The 16,334-nt window shown below is 59.2% G+C and carries 17 protein-coding genes; 3 read left to right on the top strand and 14 right to left on the bottom strand.

The annotated features are described in order from the left end of the window. Positions 1-23: 23 nt before the first annotated feature. Both flhB and EV281_RS08530 read left to right on the top strand, forming a co-directional pair. Positions 24-1,103 carry a flagellar biosynthesis protein FlhB gene (gene flhB / locus EV281_RS08525; RefSeq protein WP_132652660.1) on the top strand — a complete coding sequence of 360 codons (1,080 nt, stop codon included), beginning with the start codon at positions 24-26 and terminating at the stop codon, positions 1,101-1,103. Between the two features lie 5 nt (positions 1,104-1,108). Then, a complete protein-coding gene (locus EV281_RS08530) occupies positions 1,109-1,549 on the top strand; it encodes a hypothetical protein (RefSeq protein WP_132652661.1) in 441 nt (146 codons plus the stop codon). Between the two features lie 56 nt (positions 1,550-1,605). On the opposite strand, the gene EV281_RS08535 is transcribed toward EV281_RS08530, so the two are convergent. The 13 genes from EV281_RS08535 to EV281_RS08595 all read right to left on the bottom strand — a co-directional run bounded on the left by EV281_RS08535 (position 1,606) and on the right by EV281_RS08595 (position 13,935). After that, the gene (locus EV281_RS08535) at positions 1,606-2,352 is read right to left on the bottom strand and encodes a helix-turn-helix transcriptional regulator (protein ID WP_132652662.1); all 747 of its coding nucleotides are present in this window, start codon (positions 2,350-2,352) and stop codon (positions 1,606-1,608) included. Positions 2,353-2,360: 8 nt separating this feature from the next. Then, complete coding sequence (locus EV281_RS08540) at positions 2,361-3,107, bottom strand: helix-turn-helix transcriptional regulator (RefSeq protein ID WP_132652663.1); 747 nt, start codon at positions 3,105-3,107, stop codon at positions 2,361-2,363. Positions 3,108-3,695: 588 nt separating this feature from the next. Further along, positions 3,696-5,387: a flagellar basal-body MS-ring/collar protein FliF gene (gene fliF, locus EV281_RS08545; RefSeq protein ID WP_132652664.1), complete on the bottom strand. Its 1,692-nt coding sequence runs from the start codon at positions 5,385-5,387 to the stop codon at positions 3,696-3,698. Positions 5,388-5,500: 113 nt separating this feature from the next. Next, entirely contained in the window at positions 5,501-5,887 is a 387-nt protein-coding gene (locus EV281_RS08550; protein WP_132652665.1) for a hypothetical protein, read from the bottom strand. A gap of 16 nt (positions 5,888-5,903) precedes the next feature. Next, positions 5,904-6,458, bottom strand: coding sequence for a chemoreceptor glutamine deamidase CheD (gene cheD / locus EV281_RS08555; protein ID WP_132652666.1), 555 nt, complete (start codon positions 6,456-6,458; stop codon positions 5,904-5,906). Beyond that, complete coding sequence (locus EV281_RS08560) at positions 6,455-6,844, bottom strand: response regulator (RefSeq protein WP_132652667.1); 390 nt, start codon at positions 6,842-6,844, stop codon at positions 6,455-6,457. The genes cheD and EV281_RS08560 overlap by 4 nt, the downstream gene beginning before the upstream one ends. Continuing rightward, complete coding sequence (gene cheB, locus EV281_RS08565; RefSeq protein WP_132652668.1) at positions 6,844-7,893, bottom strand: protein-glutamate O-methylesterase CheB; 1,050 nt, start codon at positions 7,891-7,893, stop codon at positions 6,844-6,846. Before cheB ends, EV281_RS08560 begins: the two co-directional genes overlap by 1 nt. Further along, a complete protein-coding gene (gene cheR, locus EV281_RS08570; RefSeq protein WP_132652669.1) occupies positions 7,890-8,801 on the bottom strand; it encodes a protein-glutamate O-methyltransferase CheR in 912 nt (303 codons plus the stop codon). The genes cheB and cheR overlap by 4 nt, the downstream gene beginning before the upstream one ends. Next, entirely contained in the window at positions 8,798-9,265 is a 468-nt protein-coding gene (locus tag EV281_RS08575; RefSeq protein WP_132652670.1) for a chemotaxis protein CheW, read from the bottom strand. The genes cheR and EV281_RS08575 overlap by 4 nt, the downstream gene beginning before the upstream one ends. Before the next feature lie 6 nt (positions 9,266-9,271). Next, the gene (locus EV281_RS08580; protein WP_132652671.1) at positions 9,272-11,563 is read right to left on the bottom strand and encodes a chemotaxis protein CheA; all 2,292 of its coding nucleotides are present in this window, start codon (positions 11,561-11,563) and stop codon (positions 9,272-9,274) included. Between the two features lie 18 nt (positions 11,564-11,581). After that, entirely contained in the window at positions 11,582-11,947 is a 366-nt protein-coding gene (gene cheY1, locus EV281_RS08585) for a chemotaxis response regulator CheY1 (RefSeq protein ID WP_003570362.1), read from the bottom strand. Continuing rightward, entirely contained in the window at positions 11,947-12,240 is a 294-nt protein-coding gene (locus tag EV281_RS08590) for an STAS domain-containing protein (RefSeq protein ID WP_132652672.1), read from the bottom strand. Before EV281_RS08590 ends, cheY1 begins: the two co-directional genes overlap by 1 nt. Positions 12,241-12,303: 63 nt before the next feature. After that, complete coding sequence (locus tag EV281_RS08595) at positions 12,304-13,935, bottom strand: globin-coupled sensor protein (protein WP_132652673.1); 1,632 nt, start codon at positions 13,933-13,935, stop codon at positions 12,304-12,306. Between the two features lie 648 nt (positions 13,936-14,583). Here EV281_RS08595 and EV281_RS08600 point away from each other — a divergent pair. After that, positions 14,584-16,008: a glycosyltransferase family 39 protein gene (locus EV281_RS08600; protein ID WP_132652674.1), complete on the top strand. Its 1,425-nt coding sequence runs from the start codon at positions 14,584-14,586 to the stop codon at positions 16,006-16,008. A gap of 6 nt (positions 16,009-16,014) precedes the next feature. Here the strand turns inward: EV281_RS08600 and EV281_RS08605 are convergent, their stop codons facing one another. After that, on the bottom strand, positions 16,015-16,320 hold the full coding sequence (locus EV281_RS08605; RefSeq protein WP_132652675.1) for a helix-turn-helix transcriptional regulator: 306 nt from the start codon (positions 16,318-16,320) through the stop codon (positions 16,015-16,017). Positions 16,321-16,334 lie beyond the last annotated feature (14 nt).

Consider the following 16,334-nt stretch of genomic DNA (forward strand, 5'->3'; position numbering starts at 1 on the left):
TTCTTTGACGGGAGGCCGGGCATTTGGCCGATGAAGACAAGGACAGCAAAACAGAGGCCCCGACCGCGAAAAAGCGGTCTGATGCTGCCGAAAAAGGTAACACCCCCCACTCACGCGAAATCTCGATCTTCGCGACGATTCTGGCGACTTTCATCTATCTCGTCTTCTTTCTTCCGAACGCGACGTCACGCATGGCCGAAACGCTGCGCGACATTTTTGAACAGCCGGACCAGTGGAGGATCGAGACCGGGCCTGACGTCATCTCGCTTTTTGCGAAACTCGGCTGGGCCGTGGCCGCGTTTCTGGCTCCTGCCTTCATCATGTTCATGGTGTTCGGTATCGCCTCGTCCGTCTTTCAGAACTTGCCGACGCCGGTTCTCGAACGCATTCGCCCACAGGCCTCGCGTATTTCAGCGATCAAGGGATGGTCGCGGCTCTTCAGCCTTCAAGGCCTCATCGAATTCGGCAAATCGCTCTTCAAGGTGGTGGCCGTCGGGGTGATCCTCTCCTTCGTCCTCAGAAGCGAATATTTCGGGTCGATCGATGCGATGTTCTCCGATCCGCAGACGATCATGGTTCGCATGATGACGGCGATGCGCAAGATCATCATCGTCATGCTGGTCGCCACCGCTATTGTCGCCATCGCGGACGTCTTCTGGACGCGTTATCACTGGTTCACCGAACTGAAGATGACGAAGCACGAGGTGAAGGAAGAAAACAAGCAGTCGCAGGGTGACCCCTTCGTCAAGAGCAGGCAGCGTTCCGTCATGCGCGACCGCGCCCGCCGGCGTATGATCTCCAGCGTCCAGCGCGCCACCCTCGTCATCGCCAATCCGACCCACTATGCCGTGGCGCTGCGTTATGTGCGCGAGGAAAATGACGCGCCGGTCGTCCTTGCCAAGGGCCAGGACCTCATTGCCTTAAAAATCAGAGAGATCGCCGAAGAGAACAACATTCCCGTGTTCGAGGATCCACCTCTCGCACGCTCCATGTTTGCGCAAGTCTCGGTGGATAGTGTCATCCCGTCAGTCTTCTATAAGGCCGTCGCAGAACTCATTCATCGGGTTTACGCAGCGGAGGCCAAGAACAAACGGGTAAGATAAGTCGAATGAAAAAATGCCCCTACTCTGCCCAGCGTGAAAAAATCCTTGCAGAAGCGATCATACCGGTCGCAACCGAGCTCAGGCTCCTGGATGCATCCGATCTCATTTCTTTGCTGCGCTTCGAGTATTACGGCAATCTCACCGACCTCGTCGCCTCTGCGGCGGAACTGTTTTTCCATCCCGGCACTGTCAACTTCGGCCTGGGTGGGAATTATACGCTGGAATGGGGCGGCAAGCCCGAAGTTGTACTCGACCTCGAAATCAAACCGCGCGGCGTGACCATCTATGCTCAGCTGACGCTGGCCGAAGATCATGCCGGGATCGAGATCAATCATATTTCCTTTCAGAACGCGTCGAGCGATCCGGATGAAAACACAGCTTTCCTTAAAAAGAGCCTGCGCGAAGCGCGCTATACAGTGGCAGGACCACAGGCGCTCGCCGGCTAAGGTATTTTTCGTTGGGACTATCAGGCCCGGCCCCACAAGTGCCGGGCCTTGCTGTGTCAGCTGATATAGCCCAGGCGTATTGCCTTGGCGATCGCCTGGATCCGGTTGACCGAATCAAGTTTGATGGTCGCCGAACCGAGATAGGCGTTCACCGTATGCACCGACAGACCGAGCTTGTCGGCGATTTCTTCGCTTATGCGGCCGTCGCCAGCAAGCTGAAGACACGCGATCTCGCGTTCGCTCAGCGCTTCGGTCGCCGCCGCACGCCGCTCATCGAGCGACAGCAGATCCATCATGACATTGCAGCAGCGGCCGTGCAGCTCGATGATCGTGTCGCTCGACGGATCGATATCATCGCCGGTGAAGACAACGAAGCCATTGCCGATAGCGCCGAGGCGCACCGGAAAGGCAAGGCCGGAGAAAGGCACGATACCGTCTTTCAATCTCACCATGAAGGGAGAGAAGTCGGCAGGACCCGGAGCCGCACGATCGTGACTACCGGCCCAGAACAGCGGCAAAAGCGAACGATCGATATGGTCGAGCAACGCCTCGCCATGAGCATCGACGAGGGCCTTGCCGAAGCCGGTATTCGAGGGACCCCAATTCTCCAGCTCGCAAATTAGTCGCTGCTTTGCCGGCACACCGGAGCCGCTGACGCGAAAGACGGCGAAGCCCTGCGCATCCGCGAGCTTCTGCATGGCAATCAGGCGCGGGAAAAGGTCGGACCGGCTGGAAATCCTGTTCACACGTACCATGCGCATCTGGTCCGCATTGCTAATCGCCCTGCCCGGTTGCTGCCCCATAATTCCCCTCAGACGAGATTGTTGCGAACGGCGAAGGCTATCGCCTCGGAACGCGTCTTCGTTGCAGTCTTGCGCATCACGCTGGTGATGTAGTTATTGATGGTATTGCGGGAGATACCAAGGATCATGGCGATCTCGTCGCTCGTCTTGCCCTCGGCGATCCAGAAGAGACATTCCAGCTCCCGCTCCGTCAGCTCGAAATCACGATCAACTTTGGTGCCCCCGCAACGAAGGAAGCTCGCGAAATAGCCGGCAAGGAGGCCCACGTCGCGCAGACGTTCCGGGGAAAGAACGAAGCCCTCCGCGAAGAGGAACATCAGCGCCAGCCGGGAGCGGCCGACATTGAAGGTCAGCGAGCAATATTGGCGGCTTGCGTCATGCGGCACCTCGGCGCTTTCGGGAAGGAGCGCGAAGCCTGGCTGCAGCACCTGCATGCACTTGTCGAATTCCGTCGAGCGCGCATAACCGGCAACCAGGTCATTGGCGACCTCCTTCACTAGATCGAAGGGCCAGTCAGACGAGACGATAAAATCCAGACCGCTTTCCTGGATGAGGTCGCAGCGCGCCATCAGATAATGCATGGCGCCGACATAGTCGGTCAGCGCCCGCAAGCCAGCCTGCAACTTTCCGGTTTCAGCAACGACACGCAGACGATCGATCAGTTCGTCGCGCGGCTGAAGATCCGGCACATTGGCTCCGGCAAAACTTGCCATATGCTTCTCGCCTTTATTCGCCTGAAATATATCCATATCCATTGGCAGTGCCCTGCGGCTGAGAAACTATCTATTCTCGGAAAGAAGTTCGGTTTTTGTGAAAGAGATTCAATCACATGCCCCAGCGAATCCCACTTCGAATCACTTAAGGGTAAGCCAAGCAGCATAAATCACCATCTCCGACTTCTGGGGATTTACATTTGAGGCCTTCCGTGCGGTGATTCGATCACCCTCCACTCTCGCAAAGATATATTGAGCTAAGATGATTCTGACTTTGGCCGCAACGTTCCTCGCCTTATGCGCGAGTCAAGGCGGAGAGGATTATTATTAAGCATGATTAAATTACCACAGTCATGACAGGGTGAACGATGCGTCCACATGCCCGCAGGAAGCAAATTTCAAGCCCAGAAGAGCAATGCGCTGTCGCTCTGAGGGCTAAATACTTACATCGCATGGCCTGTGCATGGCCGCTGGACCCGATGCCATGCTGTCTAACGCTCTTTACATCCGAATTCTCTATCGCAAAGAAACCGGCTCTTCACGGGCCGGTTGGGATTGCCGATGACGCTTTCGTGACCACGCGACCGATCCACGGATGAAAAGAAAAAGGCCGGTTTCCCGACCTTTTCATCATGCTGCTTCGTCGATGGCCCATTTTCTGAGGATCTTCGCGGCGCGCTCCTCGTTGATCTCCACCATGCGAGCGAGCTTGCGTTCCGGACCTTCCTTGACGCGGCGGTTGAAATTGCCGTCGTCGTCGCCGAGGCTGAGCAGATCCTCGGTGCTGTCGAAGCCGAAGTCGGAACCGAAGCCATCCATAAGGGCGCCGCCCGGGGAAGCGCTTGCCGGTGCAAAATCCGGCAGTTCCAGGCCAGCCGATTCCGGCGACGCATCGCCGAGCGCCGCAATGGAGCCGGAACCGTTGACAGTGCGGATGAGAGGACGGACACCAAGCCAGACGACCACGAAGGCAACTGCGACAAAGGCCAGCGAGTTGATGATGCCGGCGAGATTGCGGCTCAGCATATCCATGACATGGATGCCGCTGTTTGCCTCGTCGAGAAGCTGGTTTTCAAGGAAGTCCATCGCCGTGACGGTGACCACGTCGCCGCGGTTGGTATCGATGCCGGCGGCCGAAGCGACAATCTTCTGCATTTCGGCAATATAGGCATCGATCTTGGCCTGATCAGCCGGTTCGCCAACCATCTTGGCGATACGCCCCCTGTTGACGACGACGGCGACCGAGAGTTTTTCGACCCGGTAGCTGTTGCGCGTCGTGGCCGTGGTCTTGCTATTGATTTCGTAGTTGGTCTGTTCTTCGCGCTTGTCGGACTTGTCCTCCGACTGCGGACCATTGGCGCCGCCGGAGTCGGGTGCCGCTTGCGGAATGTTCTGTTCGACCGTCGTAGCGTTGTCGGACTGACGCTGCTGGGACTGCGCGTTTTCCTTGGTGGAACGAACCGAGCGCTCGACCTTGGATTCGGGATCGTAGATGGTTTCCTGGATCTGTTGGGCGTCAGTGTTCAGGTTGGCCGTGACGCTGGAGCGGAAGTTGTCCATGCCGAGGAAAGGTGCGAGCGCCTTATCGATATTCGATTCGACTTCCTGCTGGACGTTCTGAACGATGTTGAGCGAGCGGTTCAAGGTGCCGTTGGCGGCGTCATCGCCGGAGGCAAGGAGCTGGCCAGCGGAATCGAGGATCGTCACGTCAGCGACATCAAGCCCCGGCACAGCCGAGGCGACGAGGTGGCGGATCGAGGTGGCTGCGTTTCGCCCTGTCGCAGCACTGGCGCGAATCATGACGGATGCCGTGGGCTTCTGTTCAGCCTTACGGAAATTGCCAACTTCGGGCATGACAATGTGGACGCGCGCGGCGGTGATGCCTGAAATCGATTGAATGGTTCGAGCAATTTCACCTTCGAGAGCGCGTACGCGGGTCACTTCCTGCATGAAGGAGGTGAGGCCGAGCGAACCGACGTTGTCGAAGAGTTCGTAGCCGGCATTGGCGCTGTTGGGCAGACCGCGCTCAGCAAGCAACAGGCGGGCTTTGCCCGTCATGCCGGCCGGTACAGTGATGCTGGAACCGTCCGTTCCGACCTGGAAATCTATATTGCTTTCGGCGAGCGCCATGCTGATCTGGTTGAGGTCAGGGGTCTCCAAGCCGATATAGAGCGTTTCCTGGGCCGGTTTGTTGACGAAAATGGCCGCCGCCAGGATGATTGCGATGGAAGCGGCGCCGACCCCACCAAGGATCATCAAACGCGTCCGCCCAAGGGAACCAAAGTTCTTAAAAATCTGAACTAATTGATTTAACAGATTCATTCTGTTCTCGCACGATCCGTCAAAGACAAAGCAGGCTTATTGCCTCATTTGACGAATAGACGCCGAAACTTGTGCGAGCGTTTCGTTCAGCGCCTGCAGGAATGAATCACTTATCAGAAGAAATCGAAGTCACCGGCCGCCTTGCTGAGCGGCTGCGAGTGGCCGTGACGGGTGCCGCCGCCAAGGGCTTTCTGCATTTCGGCAAGCTTGACGAGGCTCAGCGCGGTAGCGACATCGATCGACCAGCCCTGTGGAATCTCGCCTGTGATGGTGTCGATGAATTCGGCCAGACCACGCGACTTTTGTACGGCCAGATCGATGCCCTGCATCACCTTCATGCTATCGGGAGAGTTCAGAATTTCGCTGCCGCCGAGTTCGATCAGCTGGGGTTCGATCCGCTCGATCAAGTAGGCAACGTCGTGAAGCTCGGAGACAATGCGCATCAAGATGTCGCTCAACGCCTCGACCGGCGCTGGCGGGTCAATCGGTGTAAAAGTCATATAAAAATCCTCGCCATCAAAAGAATTCGATACTCGTCTCGGCGGGCTTCTGCGGAGCGGCGGGACGCTGTTCGAGAGCGACGGTTCGCTGCGTTTCGGCACCGGTCAGGGGGTATTGCCGGGCACGGCCGGAAACCGGCCAATATTCGATCTTGCGTCCATGCTCTCCGCCGGTGCTGGAGCTGACCACCGGAATGCCTTCATCCCGCAGGAACTGCACCGCGAAGGCCGCGTTCTGCTCACCGACGTTCGAGAATGTCGAGATCGTCTTCGCGCCTCCGAATATCTTGGCCTCCAGCCGGTCGCGCCGGGCGCCCTTTTTCAGCAGGCCGTTGATCAGCAGTTCCATGAGATGCACGCCATATCGCGTGGCATCGCCGCCGGTCATCGGGGTGTTGCCAGTCCCCGGCAGCAGGAAGTGGTTCATGCCGCCAACACCAGCGACGGGATCTCTGAGGCAGGCTGCCACGCACGAGCCAAGGATGGTCGTGAGCACCGCATCGGGGTCGTTCAGGACCTTATATTCACCCTGGATGATGTGCACGCGGCGGGCCGCACCCTCGATGATCATTTCAGGGCTCCAAACACGGCTTCGATAGCCGCTTTCATCTTTTCGATGGTGAAGGGCTTCGCCAGAACGTTGTTTGCACCTAGCTGTGCAGCCTTCGTCACCAGCGCACGGTCACCCTGTGCGGTGAGGATGATGAAGGCCGCCTTCTTGGTGTTGGGGTTGCTGCGAACAGCCTGCAGGAAGCCAAGGCCGTCCATCTTCGGCATGTTGAAGTCCGAGATCACGAGGTGGTGGGGCTGCTCCGACATGATCTTCATACCCTGCTCGCCATCGCCGGCGGCCGTGATCTGCTTGAAGCCGAGCTGCGTCAGTGCATCACTAAGCAGCAAGCGGCTCGTAACCTGATCGTCAACGATCAGAACTTTGATTTTCTCCGCGATCGACATTATTCGGTCCCTTCCTTTCGGGCGGCTGTCATTTTCAGTATTTCTTCGCCGATAGCAGCCAGCGGAAGCTGCTGCTCAACTGCGCCAAGTTCGTAGGCAACTCTTGGCATTCCGTAAACAACGCAGGTTTTTTCGTTCTGGCCGAGCGTTCTTGCCCCTGCATGTCGCATTTTTAACAGCCCGGCAGCCCCATCGCGACCCATGCCGGTCAGGATGACACCCACGGCGTTGCGGCCGGCAAGCTCGGCAACAGAATCGAAGAGCACATCGACCGATGGGCGATGGCCGTTGACCGGCCCTCGCTCGACCAGTCGGCAGCATGGTGCCGATGCGTTGGATACCTGCAGATGGCGCTCGCCACCGGGCGCAAGATAGACCTTGCCGATCTCGAGACGGGCGCCGTCGGTCGCTTCTTCCACGACCGGCGCGCAGAGGCGGTTCAGTCGTTCGGCAAAGCTCTTCGTGAAGGTCGGCGGCATATGCTGGGTGATGACGGTCGGCGGACAATTCGCCGGGTATTTCTGCAGAACGGCGATCAAGGCTTCCACGCCACCGGTCGAAGAACCGATCGCCACGATCTTGCGGCCGACGCGAAAGTCAGCGACTGCGGGCGGCGGCGTGACGGCCGTAGGCCTGGCGGGCTGGGCGAAATTGCGCTGCGTGCGAGCAGCAGCCTTTACCTTTTCGATCAGGTCGCCGAAGGGGCGCGGTTCGCCCGGCTGCGGCTTGCCGACACAATCGAAGGCACCGATTTCAAGGGCTGCGAGTGTTGCCTCCGCACCGCGATGCGTCATGGTCGAGACCATGATGACGGGCATGGGGCGCAGGCGCATGATCTTTTCGAGGAAGTCGAGGCCGTTCATGTTCGGCATCTCGATATCCAGCGTGACGACGTCAGGGTTGAGCCGCTTGATCGCCTCGCGGGCCTCCAGGGCGTCACCCGCCTGGCCTATGACGTTGACTTCAGGATCGGATCTCAAGACGGCCGAGATCAGGCCGCGCATGGTAGGTGAGTCGTCAACAACGAGAACTCTTGCCGGAGCGCTCATGCCTTCCTCCCGATACCCTTGGTCGTATAGCGATAGGTGGTGATGCCGATATTGTCGAAGACGTGCTTGGCCTCGCCCGAGACGCGTTCGGAGTGGCCGATGTAGAGATGGCCGCCCTCCGGCAACAGGCCGGCGAACCGCTGCCAGATCTTCATCTGCGTCGGTTCGTCGAAGTAGATCACGACGTTGCGGCAGAAGATGACGTCGAACTTGCCCTTGAACGGCCACTGGGCCATCAGATTCAGCTCGTTGTAGGTGATGAGACGCTTAACGCGGTCGTCGACCTGGAATTTGCGGCGCCCCTGCATCTCGACCTCGGTAAACCATTGCTTACGCATAGCCGGGGAGACAGTTTCCAGCGCGTTTTCGTCGTAGGCGCCGGTCCGGGCGATCGCGAGGATCTTTGGGTCGATGTCGGTTGCGAGAATCTTGAAGTCGTAGTCGGCAACGTTCGGCATCATCGACAGAACGGTAAGTGCGATCGAATAGGGCTCCTGCCCGTCAGAAGATGCAGCCGACCAGATCCGGACGCGACCGCCTGCGCGCGCCCGGTTCAAAAGATCGGGCAGCACATGGTCGCGCAAGTGTTCGAAATGATGGTTTTCCCGGAAAAACCGCGTGAAATTCGTCGTCAGGTGCGACAGCATTTCACGCCGGGCGGCAGCACCTGCCGGCGCGGCGACAAGCTCGCAATATTCGCGGAACCCTGAAAGGCCAAGACTACGGATATGCTTCGACAAACGCGAATAGACCAGCGAGGCCTTCGTCTCGTTGAGATAGATGCCCGCATCCGCGTAGATCATGGCCGCGATTTCCGAGAGGTCACGACGCGTTAGCGGGTACTCCCCGCTCGCCAGAACCTCGTCGGCACCGGATTGCCGCTGATCTTTTATGCCAAGTGCATTCATGCGGCTTCGCTTTCAGTGTCGAGGAACAAGGCTTCGAGTTCGATCAGGCAGATCATACGCTTGTCGATCGAGAGTATGCCGCGGGCGAACTGGCGCTGGAGGTCGGAGGAGATCTCCGGCGTCGGCTGGATGTCACTGTCGGTGACCGTCAGGATATCGGAGACGGCATCGACCAGCAGGCCCACCACCTTGCGGCGGACCTGGGCGACGATGATGACGTGGCGAGCGGTCGGAGCGGTCGGCCTCATGCCGAGCCGGGCCGACAGATCGATGATCGGCAGCACCGCACCACGCAGGTTGATGACGCCCACCATATAGGATGGCGAATGCGGCATTCCGGTCGCCGGGGTCCAGCCCCGGATTTCGCGGACCGCCATGATGTTCACGCAGAATTCCTGATCGCCGATACGAAACGCGATAAGCTCGTTTCCACCCAGGGTCAGATTTTTCGCCGTGTACGACATTGCCTCTTATCCTACTGCCGCCAGAGACATTTCCGCCTTCAGGGACTGACCGCGAGAGGCGCCGACCACCGCGTCCACATCCAGGATGAGGGCCACGCGGCCGTCGCCAAGGATCGTTGCTGCGGCAATGCCCGGAACGTGGGTGTAGTTCGCCTCGAGGCTCTTGATGACGACCTGGCGCTGACCCTGGATCGCATCGACCATGAGCGCGCGTTGACCGCCGCCTTCGGATTCGACGAGCAGGGCGACACCTTCGACCGGATTGGCCTGGGTGGCGCGGAAGTTCAGGATGCGACCGACATCGACCAGCGGGCAGAAGGAATTGCGGATCGAGATTAGGCGGTGGTTCGCGCCGAAGGAATGGATCGCAGCAGCTTCCGGCTGGAGGGTCTCGACGATGGCGGTCAACGGGACCACCAGTGTCTGGCCGGCGACCGTCACCACCATGCCGTCGAGAACGGCGAGCGTCAGCGGCAGGCTCATCGTGAAGACCGAACCATGGCCCGGCTTCGAGGTGATATTGATGCGGCCACCAAGTGCCTGGATCGAGCGCTTGACGACGTCCATGCCGACGCCGCGGCCGGAGATGTCGGAGATCTTGTCGGCTGTGGAGAAGCCCGGCAGGAAGATCAGATTGTCGATTTCCTCGTCCGACAGGTTGGCGTCAGCCGGGATGAGATCGTTCTGGATTGCCTTTTGGCGTACTTTTTCGCGGTTGATGCCGGCGCCATCGTCTGCCAGTTCAATCAGGATGCGTCCCGAACGATGTTTTGCAGTCAGGCGGACCGTACCCTCGGTGTTCTTGCCGGCGGCAGCACGCTTTTCAGGCGTTTCGATACCATGGTCGACGGCGTTACGGATCATGTGCGTCAGCGGCTCGGCCAGCTTGTCGATGACCGTCTTGTCCACCTCGGTGTTTTCACCTTCGGTGATCAGGCGGATAGACTTGCCGGTCATGTCGGCGATTTCGCGAACGATACGCGACATGCGCTGGAAGACCGGTTTCACCGGCTGGGCGCGGATCGCCATGACCGAGTCCTGGATCTCGCGGGTGAGTTGCTGCAGCTCTTCGAGGCCCATATTGATTGAGGACGTGCCGGTCGTGTCGTTTTCGATGACACTTTGGGAAAGCATCGCCTGGTTGATGACAAGCTCGCCGACGAGGTTGATCAGGCGGTCGACGCGATCAAGATCGACGCGGATCGTCTGGCCGGCACCGGCGGCATTGTTCTGAGCGGCGGCATTGGCTGCTGCGGCAGCAGCGGCGGCCGATTCCTTCTTTTCGACGCGGGCAGCGGCGGCAGCCATCTGCGTGACGTTGGTCGCCGTCTCCGCGGCGGCAATGGCGGCGGCGGTATCGCTCGCCTTCGCTTCGGCGGCGGTCGCTTCGGAAGCAGCGCCATCGTCGAGGATCGAGAGATCGAACGGAACCGGGATCATCGGCAGTTCTTCGTTGGTATCGCCCGGCTTGCTGTCTTCCGCCGGTCTGACAGTCAGCTCGCAATCCCATTCGGCGAATTCGAAGACCGTGCGGATGGCGTCTTCACCTTTGTCGGTCTTGAGCGTGACGTTCCAGTAGAGGTAGGCGCCTTCGGGATCGAGCTCTTCGAGACCCGGCAGGGCATCGGCGTTGCAATAGATGCTCATTTCGCCGAGACGGGAGAGATCGCGCAGCAGAAGGGTCGCGTCATTGCCCTTCGAATAGAGTTCGAAGCGCGGTTTGAAGATGATTTCGTAAGCAGGCAGATCAATCGGCATCTCTTCCCCGTCGAAGCCATCGAAGGAGAAGGGGATCGGCTGGAAGCCGCTTTCGTCGGTGGGCTTGGGAGCCGGGGCTGCGGCAACCGGAGCGGGGGCAGCCTTCGGCGCCGGCTTCGGTGCAGGCGCCTCGGAGGCGGCCGACGGGGACGGCAGCTCGCCATTGGCGAGCGCTTCCAGTTCCTTGACGAGGCCGCGGCTTCTGCTTTCATCGACGCTGCCGCCGTCGCGGGCAGCATTGGTCAGGTCGGCGAGAACGTCGGCCGACTTCAGCATGACCTTCAGGACATCCTGAGTAGGCTCAAGCTTGTTGGAACGAACGCAATCAAGTGTGGTCTCAAAGACGTGGGCGAAGGCGACGAGATCATCGAGACCAAAGGCGCCCGCGCCGCCCTTGATCGAATGTACCGCGCGGAACACCGCATTGACGGTTTCCGGGTCGCGATCGCCATCATTCATTTTCAGGAGACCGGATTCCAGTTCAGCGAGCTGTTCCTCGCACTCCTGGAAAAAGATCTCTTTGATTTCGTTCATATCCATAGGAGCAAATCCTGGGCTTTAAGCGGTTACACGCTCGATGGCATCGATCAGCTTGGCAGGGTCGAAGGGCTTGACGATCCAGCCGGTGGCACCGGCTTGACGAGCGCGGTTCTTCTTTTCCGCGTCGCTTTCGGTCGTAAGCACCAGGATCGGGATCGCGCGATACTTCTCGTTGCGGCGTACACCTTCGATGAAGCCGAAACCGTCGAGGCGCGGCATGTTGATGTCGGTGACGATAACATCGGGATTGGATTCCTCGAGAACTTCGAGGCCTTCGACGCCATCTTCAGCCTGGATCGTCTCGAAACCTGCATTGTTCAGCGTCACGAGAAGCATGTTTCGGATGGTGCGGGAATCGTCCACCGTCAGTACTTTTTTCTTCATTACCGGATCTCCTTGGCAAGCAGGTGGTCGATGTCGACGCCAACCAGCTGCATGGTTTTCGTAAATGCGTCGGACACCTTCGAGAATGTGAACGACTGCTTGTCCTGGTCCCAGGTCTTCTCGGCGGCCATCAGAACCTGGGCGCAAAGAGCGCCGACGCGTTCGACTGCGGATGCATCGATCGCCAGAGGGTTGCCTCGCATGGAGAGAAGCTTGTCGCGCAATGCGGAAGCCTCATTGAGATCGAGAACCGCTGCCAAATTCAGCGTCTTGGCACTCTTCTTTGCTGCCATCAGCTTTTCCTTATCCCTTGTCCCCGGCCCCGCAAAAACGAGCCGGCGTCATATTCCGACAGGTTAGTAAACATTCCGCCCACCTCTAGCGCTGGCGAGAGGCAGCGGCATGCCGAAATCCTCATTCTGGTATTCGTCGTCGTCGGCCGCTTCCGATCGGGCCGCGATCGCAATCGGGCGAGAGGGCGCGGCACGCACCGGCTGCGGTCGAGTTGCATGGGCGCTTTCGCGAGCAATGCGAAATTCGCGGATGGTCCGGCCGAGTTCCAGAATGACAGTGTGGAGATGATCGGCACCTTCGGCCGAACGCTCCGCAAAACCAGCATTGTCAGCCATTTCCCTACCCAGATCCTTGACGTCGGTAGTGAGAGCTTCGAGACCGGCGGCGTGTTCGTCTGTTTCGCTGGCGATATTGGCGATGGCGGCGTTGATGTCCGTCACCTGACGGACGATGCCGGCAATCGAGTCCTGTGTGCGCCCGACCATCTGGACGCCGGCATCAACCTGCGTCTTGGTGGTCGTCACCAGCGTCTTGATCTCACGCGCAGCCTCCGCCGAACGCTGGGCTAGCGCGCGGACTTCTTGTGCCACGACGGCAAAGCCGCGACCGGATTCGCCGGCGCGGGCAGCTTCGATGCCGGCGTTCAAGGCGAGCAGGTTCGTCTGGAAGGCAATCTCGTCGATCGCACCGATGATCTGGCCGATCTTTTCGGCCGACTGTTCGATATCGGCCATAGCGTTGATGGCGCGGCCGACAACCTCGCCGCTTTCCTCGACAGCCGCGCGTGTGGCCGCTGCGGCCTTCTCGGCAGCCCGGCTGCCGACGGCCCCCTCGCGCACACGCTCGGCGATCCCGGCGATGGAAGCGGCAGAAAGCTGAAGGCGTTCGGCCTGGCTGGACGCATTGCCGGCAAAATTGCGGGATGCGCCGGCGAGAGACTGCGTTGCGGCTTCCGCCTTGGCGTTGCGTTCGGCAATTGCGGCAAATTCGGTCTGGAGGCCATCGAGCGCTGCGTTCAGTGCCTCGGCAATATCGGCATGTGCGCCATCGACCGGAGCGCGCAGCGTCAGGTCACGTGTCTGCAGACCCTCGATGACATCGTGAAAGATGCGGGCGACTTCCGTCTCACCTTGGGCGCGCTGATCGGCGAGCGCGCGCTGCTGGGCGGAGCGAAGCGAATTAAAACGTAAGGAGACGGCGATTTCGACATCCACCATGACGAGGCGGATGATCGACGTCATCAGATCGGTGATCTCACGGGCGCGACGCTTGGCCGAGGGCAGCATCGGCCGGCCGGCCAATTCGTCGGCGAGACCCGATATCACATGTTCCAGCATGACGCCGTGACCGGCCACATGCCAGCGGGGGTCTAGACCCATCTTGCTTTCGGTATCGGAGAGAACCTTGACACGCTCCGCATAGAGGCTGTCGAAGCGCGCATCCGTCAACACGTCCCAGTGCGAGGATTGCATGTCGTGGAGGCGCTCGATCTGACGTTCGCTTTCGAAATTGCGGGCGGCATCCGGGAAAGACTGGAAACGATGGAAGAGATCGCGCAGGCCGGCCTTCAAGTGGGCTTCAAGCGCCGGCCGGCTACGGCGGACCATCTCGCACTGCTCTGTGTCGAGACCGGCAAAGCGCAGGCGATCGCGCAGGCTGCCTGCCTGTGCTCCTCGAGCCTGATCTGATGGCATATCCTGCCTCAACGCCTGTCCCCAACCACTTTTCCGGGCGAACCCGGCCAAAAACTTTCGCCGCTTCGGAAGAACGCAACACGCGGAGACCGCCTTCGCCATTGGTCACGACCGATGGGCTGAAGCCTCCTGCTCAGCAATTCTGTTTCGGAGCTGCCTGAAGAGATGGATACCGGATCAACCGGTACGGCGGTACGGCGTCATGCCTGGTGGGAACGAGTGCATCTTCCCATTCCGACGTGTAATCCAATGTTTATGGTTAATTCCTTGCTTGAAGGTTAATAAGCCGTTCCAGCCCGTAGCTTTTGAAACAATTAGAGACTTCCCGTAGTAAATACTGGCGATAAGTTGCATCGCTGCTACAAGGCACGCGCAAGCTCTATGTTATAGAGCCAGGTAAAAGAGCCAGACATGATGTCGACAAGGAAAGAGAAATGATAATTCTCGGAATGGGTTCCTGCCTGATCACGATTACGATCGCCGCAGCCATTGCCCTCCTCGATACGATCGCGGCGCACCGCGACAACCGTACGCTTCGCGTCTTCTAAGACGTCCGGCGCCTTAAGCATCCCTTTACCTTTCCCGTTGGCAGCCCAACACCGTTGGTGTATCGACACGCGCTCCTGTGTCAGCGGAAGTAAGGGATTTATGTCAGCTCGGACCGGTCTTATCATCATCCTGGCGTTTACGATCTTCCGCATCGTGACGCTATATTTCGACACGACGGACCTGTTCGTCGATGAGGCGCAATACTGGTTCTGGTCGCAGAATCTCGATTTCGGCTATTATTCGAAGCCGCCGATGATCGCATGGGTGCTCAGGATTTTCACCGAGCTTGCCGGTTCCAGCGACATCTATTGGCTGCGGCTTCCCGGTCCCCTCTTCCATATGGCGACGGCGCTCGTGCTGATGAAGATGGCCAAGCGCTTCGTCGGTTCCAAGATCGAAGGCTGGGTTGGCGCGACCTACATCACGCTTCCGGCAGTCGCGCTCTCTTCGGTATTCTTCTCCACTGACGTCATCCTGCTCTTCTTCATCGCGATCGCGCTTTTTGCCTATTTCGAGCTGACGCAGCGCCGCTCGATCGGGCTCGCTCTTCTCATGGGCTTGGGCGTCGGGCTGGCGTTCCTGTCGAAATATGCGGTGCTCTTCGTCGTGCCGGGCGGTGCGATCGCGATGCTGCTCATTCCGGCAGCGCGGATTTCCGTGCGCGATTTTATCATCGCGGTCGTTACCTCGGCGATCGTTGCTTTCCCGAACCTCTGGTGGAACCTCCAAAACAACAATACGACGGTGCGCCACACGCAGGATATCGCCCACTGGAGCGATCTCGGCATCGATCTCCGCGGCGGGCTGGAATTCTTCTCCGCGCAGTTCGGCGTCGTCGGCCCGATCATCTTCTTTGCCATGCTCTGGGCCGTCTGGAACATGATCCGCGGCCGCAGCGAGCCACGTGAAAAGATGCTTGTCTGGCTGTCGATCCCCGTCGTGCTGCTCATTACCCTGCAGGCGACCGTTGCCAAGGCCTATGCCAACTGGGGCGTGACCGCCTATGTCGCAGGCATCGTGCTTGCGGTCTGGCTGCTTCAGCGCCTGTGGCCGAACGGTCTCAAAACCTCGCTCTGGATCAATGGCGTCGCTTGCCTGCTCTTCCCATTCGCAACGATCTTCTCGCACCAGCTGGTTCTGCCTGGTGGCAAGGAGGTCATGCAGCGCTATCTCGGCCGCTCCGAGGTCAGCCGGCAAGCGGCCGATCTTGCCGCACAGGCCGGCGCCGGTGTCATCGTGACCGATAACCGGGACATGGTCGCCGACCTCTTCCATACGTTGCGGGCCACACCCTACAAGATCTATGCCCGTCCGCCGGCCGACTTACCGGAAAGCTATTACGAGCAGGAATTTGCCCTGCCGGCCGATACCAACGCGCCGGTCCTCTTCCTGACGATCAATCCGCTGACCTGCGCGAACGAGGCGCCGGAGATGCTGAAGAGCTGGCAGCCGACCAATGGCAACTACCGGGGCAAAACGATTTATGCCTACAAGGTTGCCGCCGCCTGTTTGAGGCACCCCTAAAGCGGATCAGTTCACGGGATCAGGCATGCAAAGCCCGGTCCCGCCGCCTTCCACCTCGATAAATCTAACGCCCCCTCCCTCGAAGGCGTGGCGCAGCTGCGCCTCTGTCGCGCGATGGATTTCATGGTGGCGACCTTCATAGTCGCGTATCGTGCTGCGTGAGACGGCTGCTTTTTCAGCAAGGTCCGTCTGCGTCCAGTCGAGCAAACCACGAGCTGCACGGCATAAAGCGGGCGTCAGAATTGTTTCTTTTGCGCCTTGACCCATAGTTCCAAACCACCCATATTGGTCATTATAGATCATATATGTCATGTTTTGAACGGGAT

The sequence above is a fragment of the Rhizobium sp. BK418 genome, assembly GCF_004341105.1.
Lineage (GTDB): Bacteria > Pseudomonadota > Alphaproteobacteria > Rhizobiales > Rhizobiaceae > Rhizobium.

Coding starts and splice junctions, on each gene's coding strand:
- EV281_RS08530 (WP_132652661.1), top strand. CDS start 1,109: ATGAAAAAATGCCCCTACTCTGCCCAGCGTGAAAAAATCCTTGCAGAA.
- EV281_RS08535 (WP_132652662.1), bottom strand. CDS start 2,352: ATGGGGCAGCAACCGGGCAGGGCGATTAGCAATGCGGACCAGATGCGC.
- EV281_RS08540 (WP_132652663.1), bottom strand. CDS start 3,107: ATGGATATGGATATATTTCAGGCGAATAAAGGCGAGAAGCATATGGCA.
- fliF (WP_132652664.1), bottom strand. CDS start 5,387: ATGAATCTGTTAAATCAATTAGTTCAGATTTTTAAGAACTTTGGTTCC.
- EV281_RS08550 (WP_132652665.1), bottom strand. CDS start 5,887: ATGACTTTTACACCGATTGACCCGCCAGCGCCGGTCGAGGCGTTGAGC.
- cheD (WP_132652666.1), bottom strand. CDS start 6,458: ATGATCATCGAGGGTGCGGCCCGCCGCGTGCACATCATCCAGGGTGAA.
- EV281_RS08560 (WP_132652667.1), bottom strand. CDS start 6,844: ATGTCGATCGCGGAGAAAATCAAAGTTCTGATCGTTGACGATCAGGTT.
- cheB (WP_132652668.1), bottom strand. CDS start 7,893: ATGAGCGCTCCGGCAAGAGTTCTCGTTGTTGACGACTCACCTACCATG.
- cheR (WP_132652669.1), bottom strand. CDS start 8,801: ATGAATGCACTTGGCATAAAAGATCAGCGGCAATCCGGTGCCGACGAG.
- EV281_RS08575 (WP_132652670.1), bottom strand. CDS start 9,265: ATGTCGTACACGGCGAAAAATCTGACCCTGGGTGGAAACGAGCTTATC.
- EV281_RS08580 (WP_132652671.1), bottom strand. CDS start 11,563: ATGGATATGAACGAAATCAAAGAGATCTTTTTCCAGGAGTGCGAGGAA.
- cheY1 (WP_003570362.1), bottom strand. CDS start 11,947: ATGAAGAAAAAAGTACTGACGGTGGACGATTCCCGCACCATCCGAAAC.
- EV281_RS08590 (WP_132652672.1), bottom strand. CDS start 12,240: ATGGCAGCAAAGAAGAGTGCCAAGACGCTGAATTTGGCAGCGGTTCTC.
- EV281_RS08595 (WP_132652673.1), bottom strand. CDS start 13,935: ATGCCATCAGATCAGGCTCGAGGAGCACAGGCAGGCAGCCTGCGCGAT.
- EV281_RS08600 (WP_132652674.1), top strand. CDS start 14,584: ATGTCAGCTCGGACCGGTCTTATCATCATCCTGGCGTTTACGATCTTC.
- EV281_RS08605 (WP_132652675.1), bottom strand. CDS start 16,320: ATGACATATATGATCTATAATGACCAATATGGGTGGTTTGGAACTATG.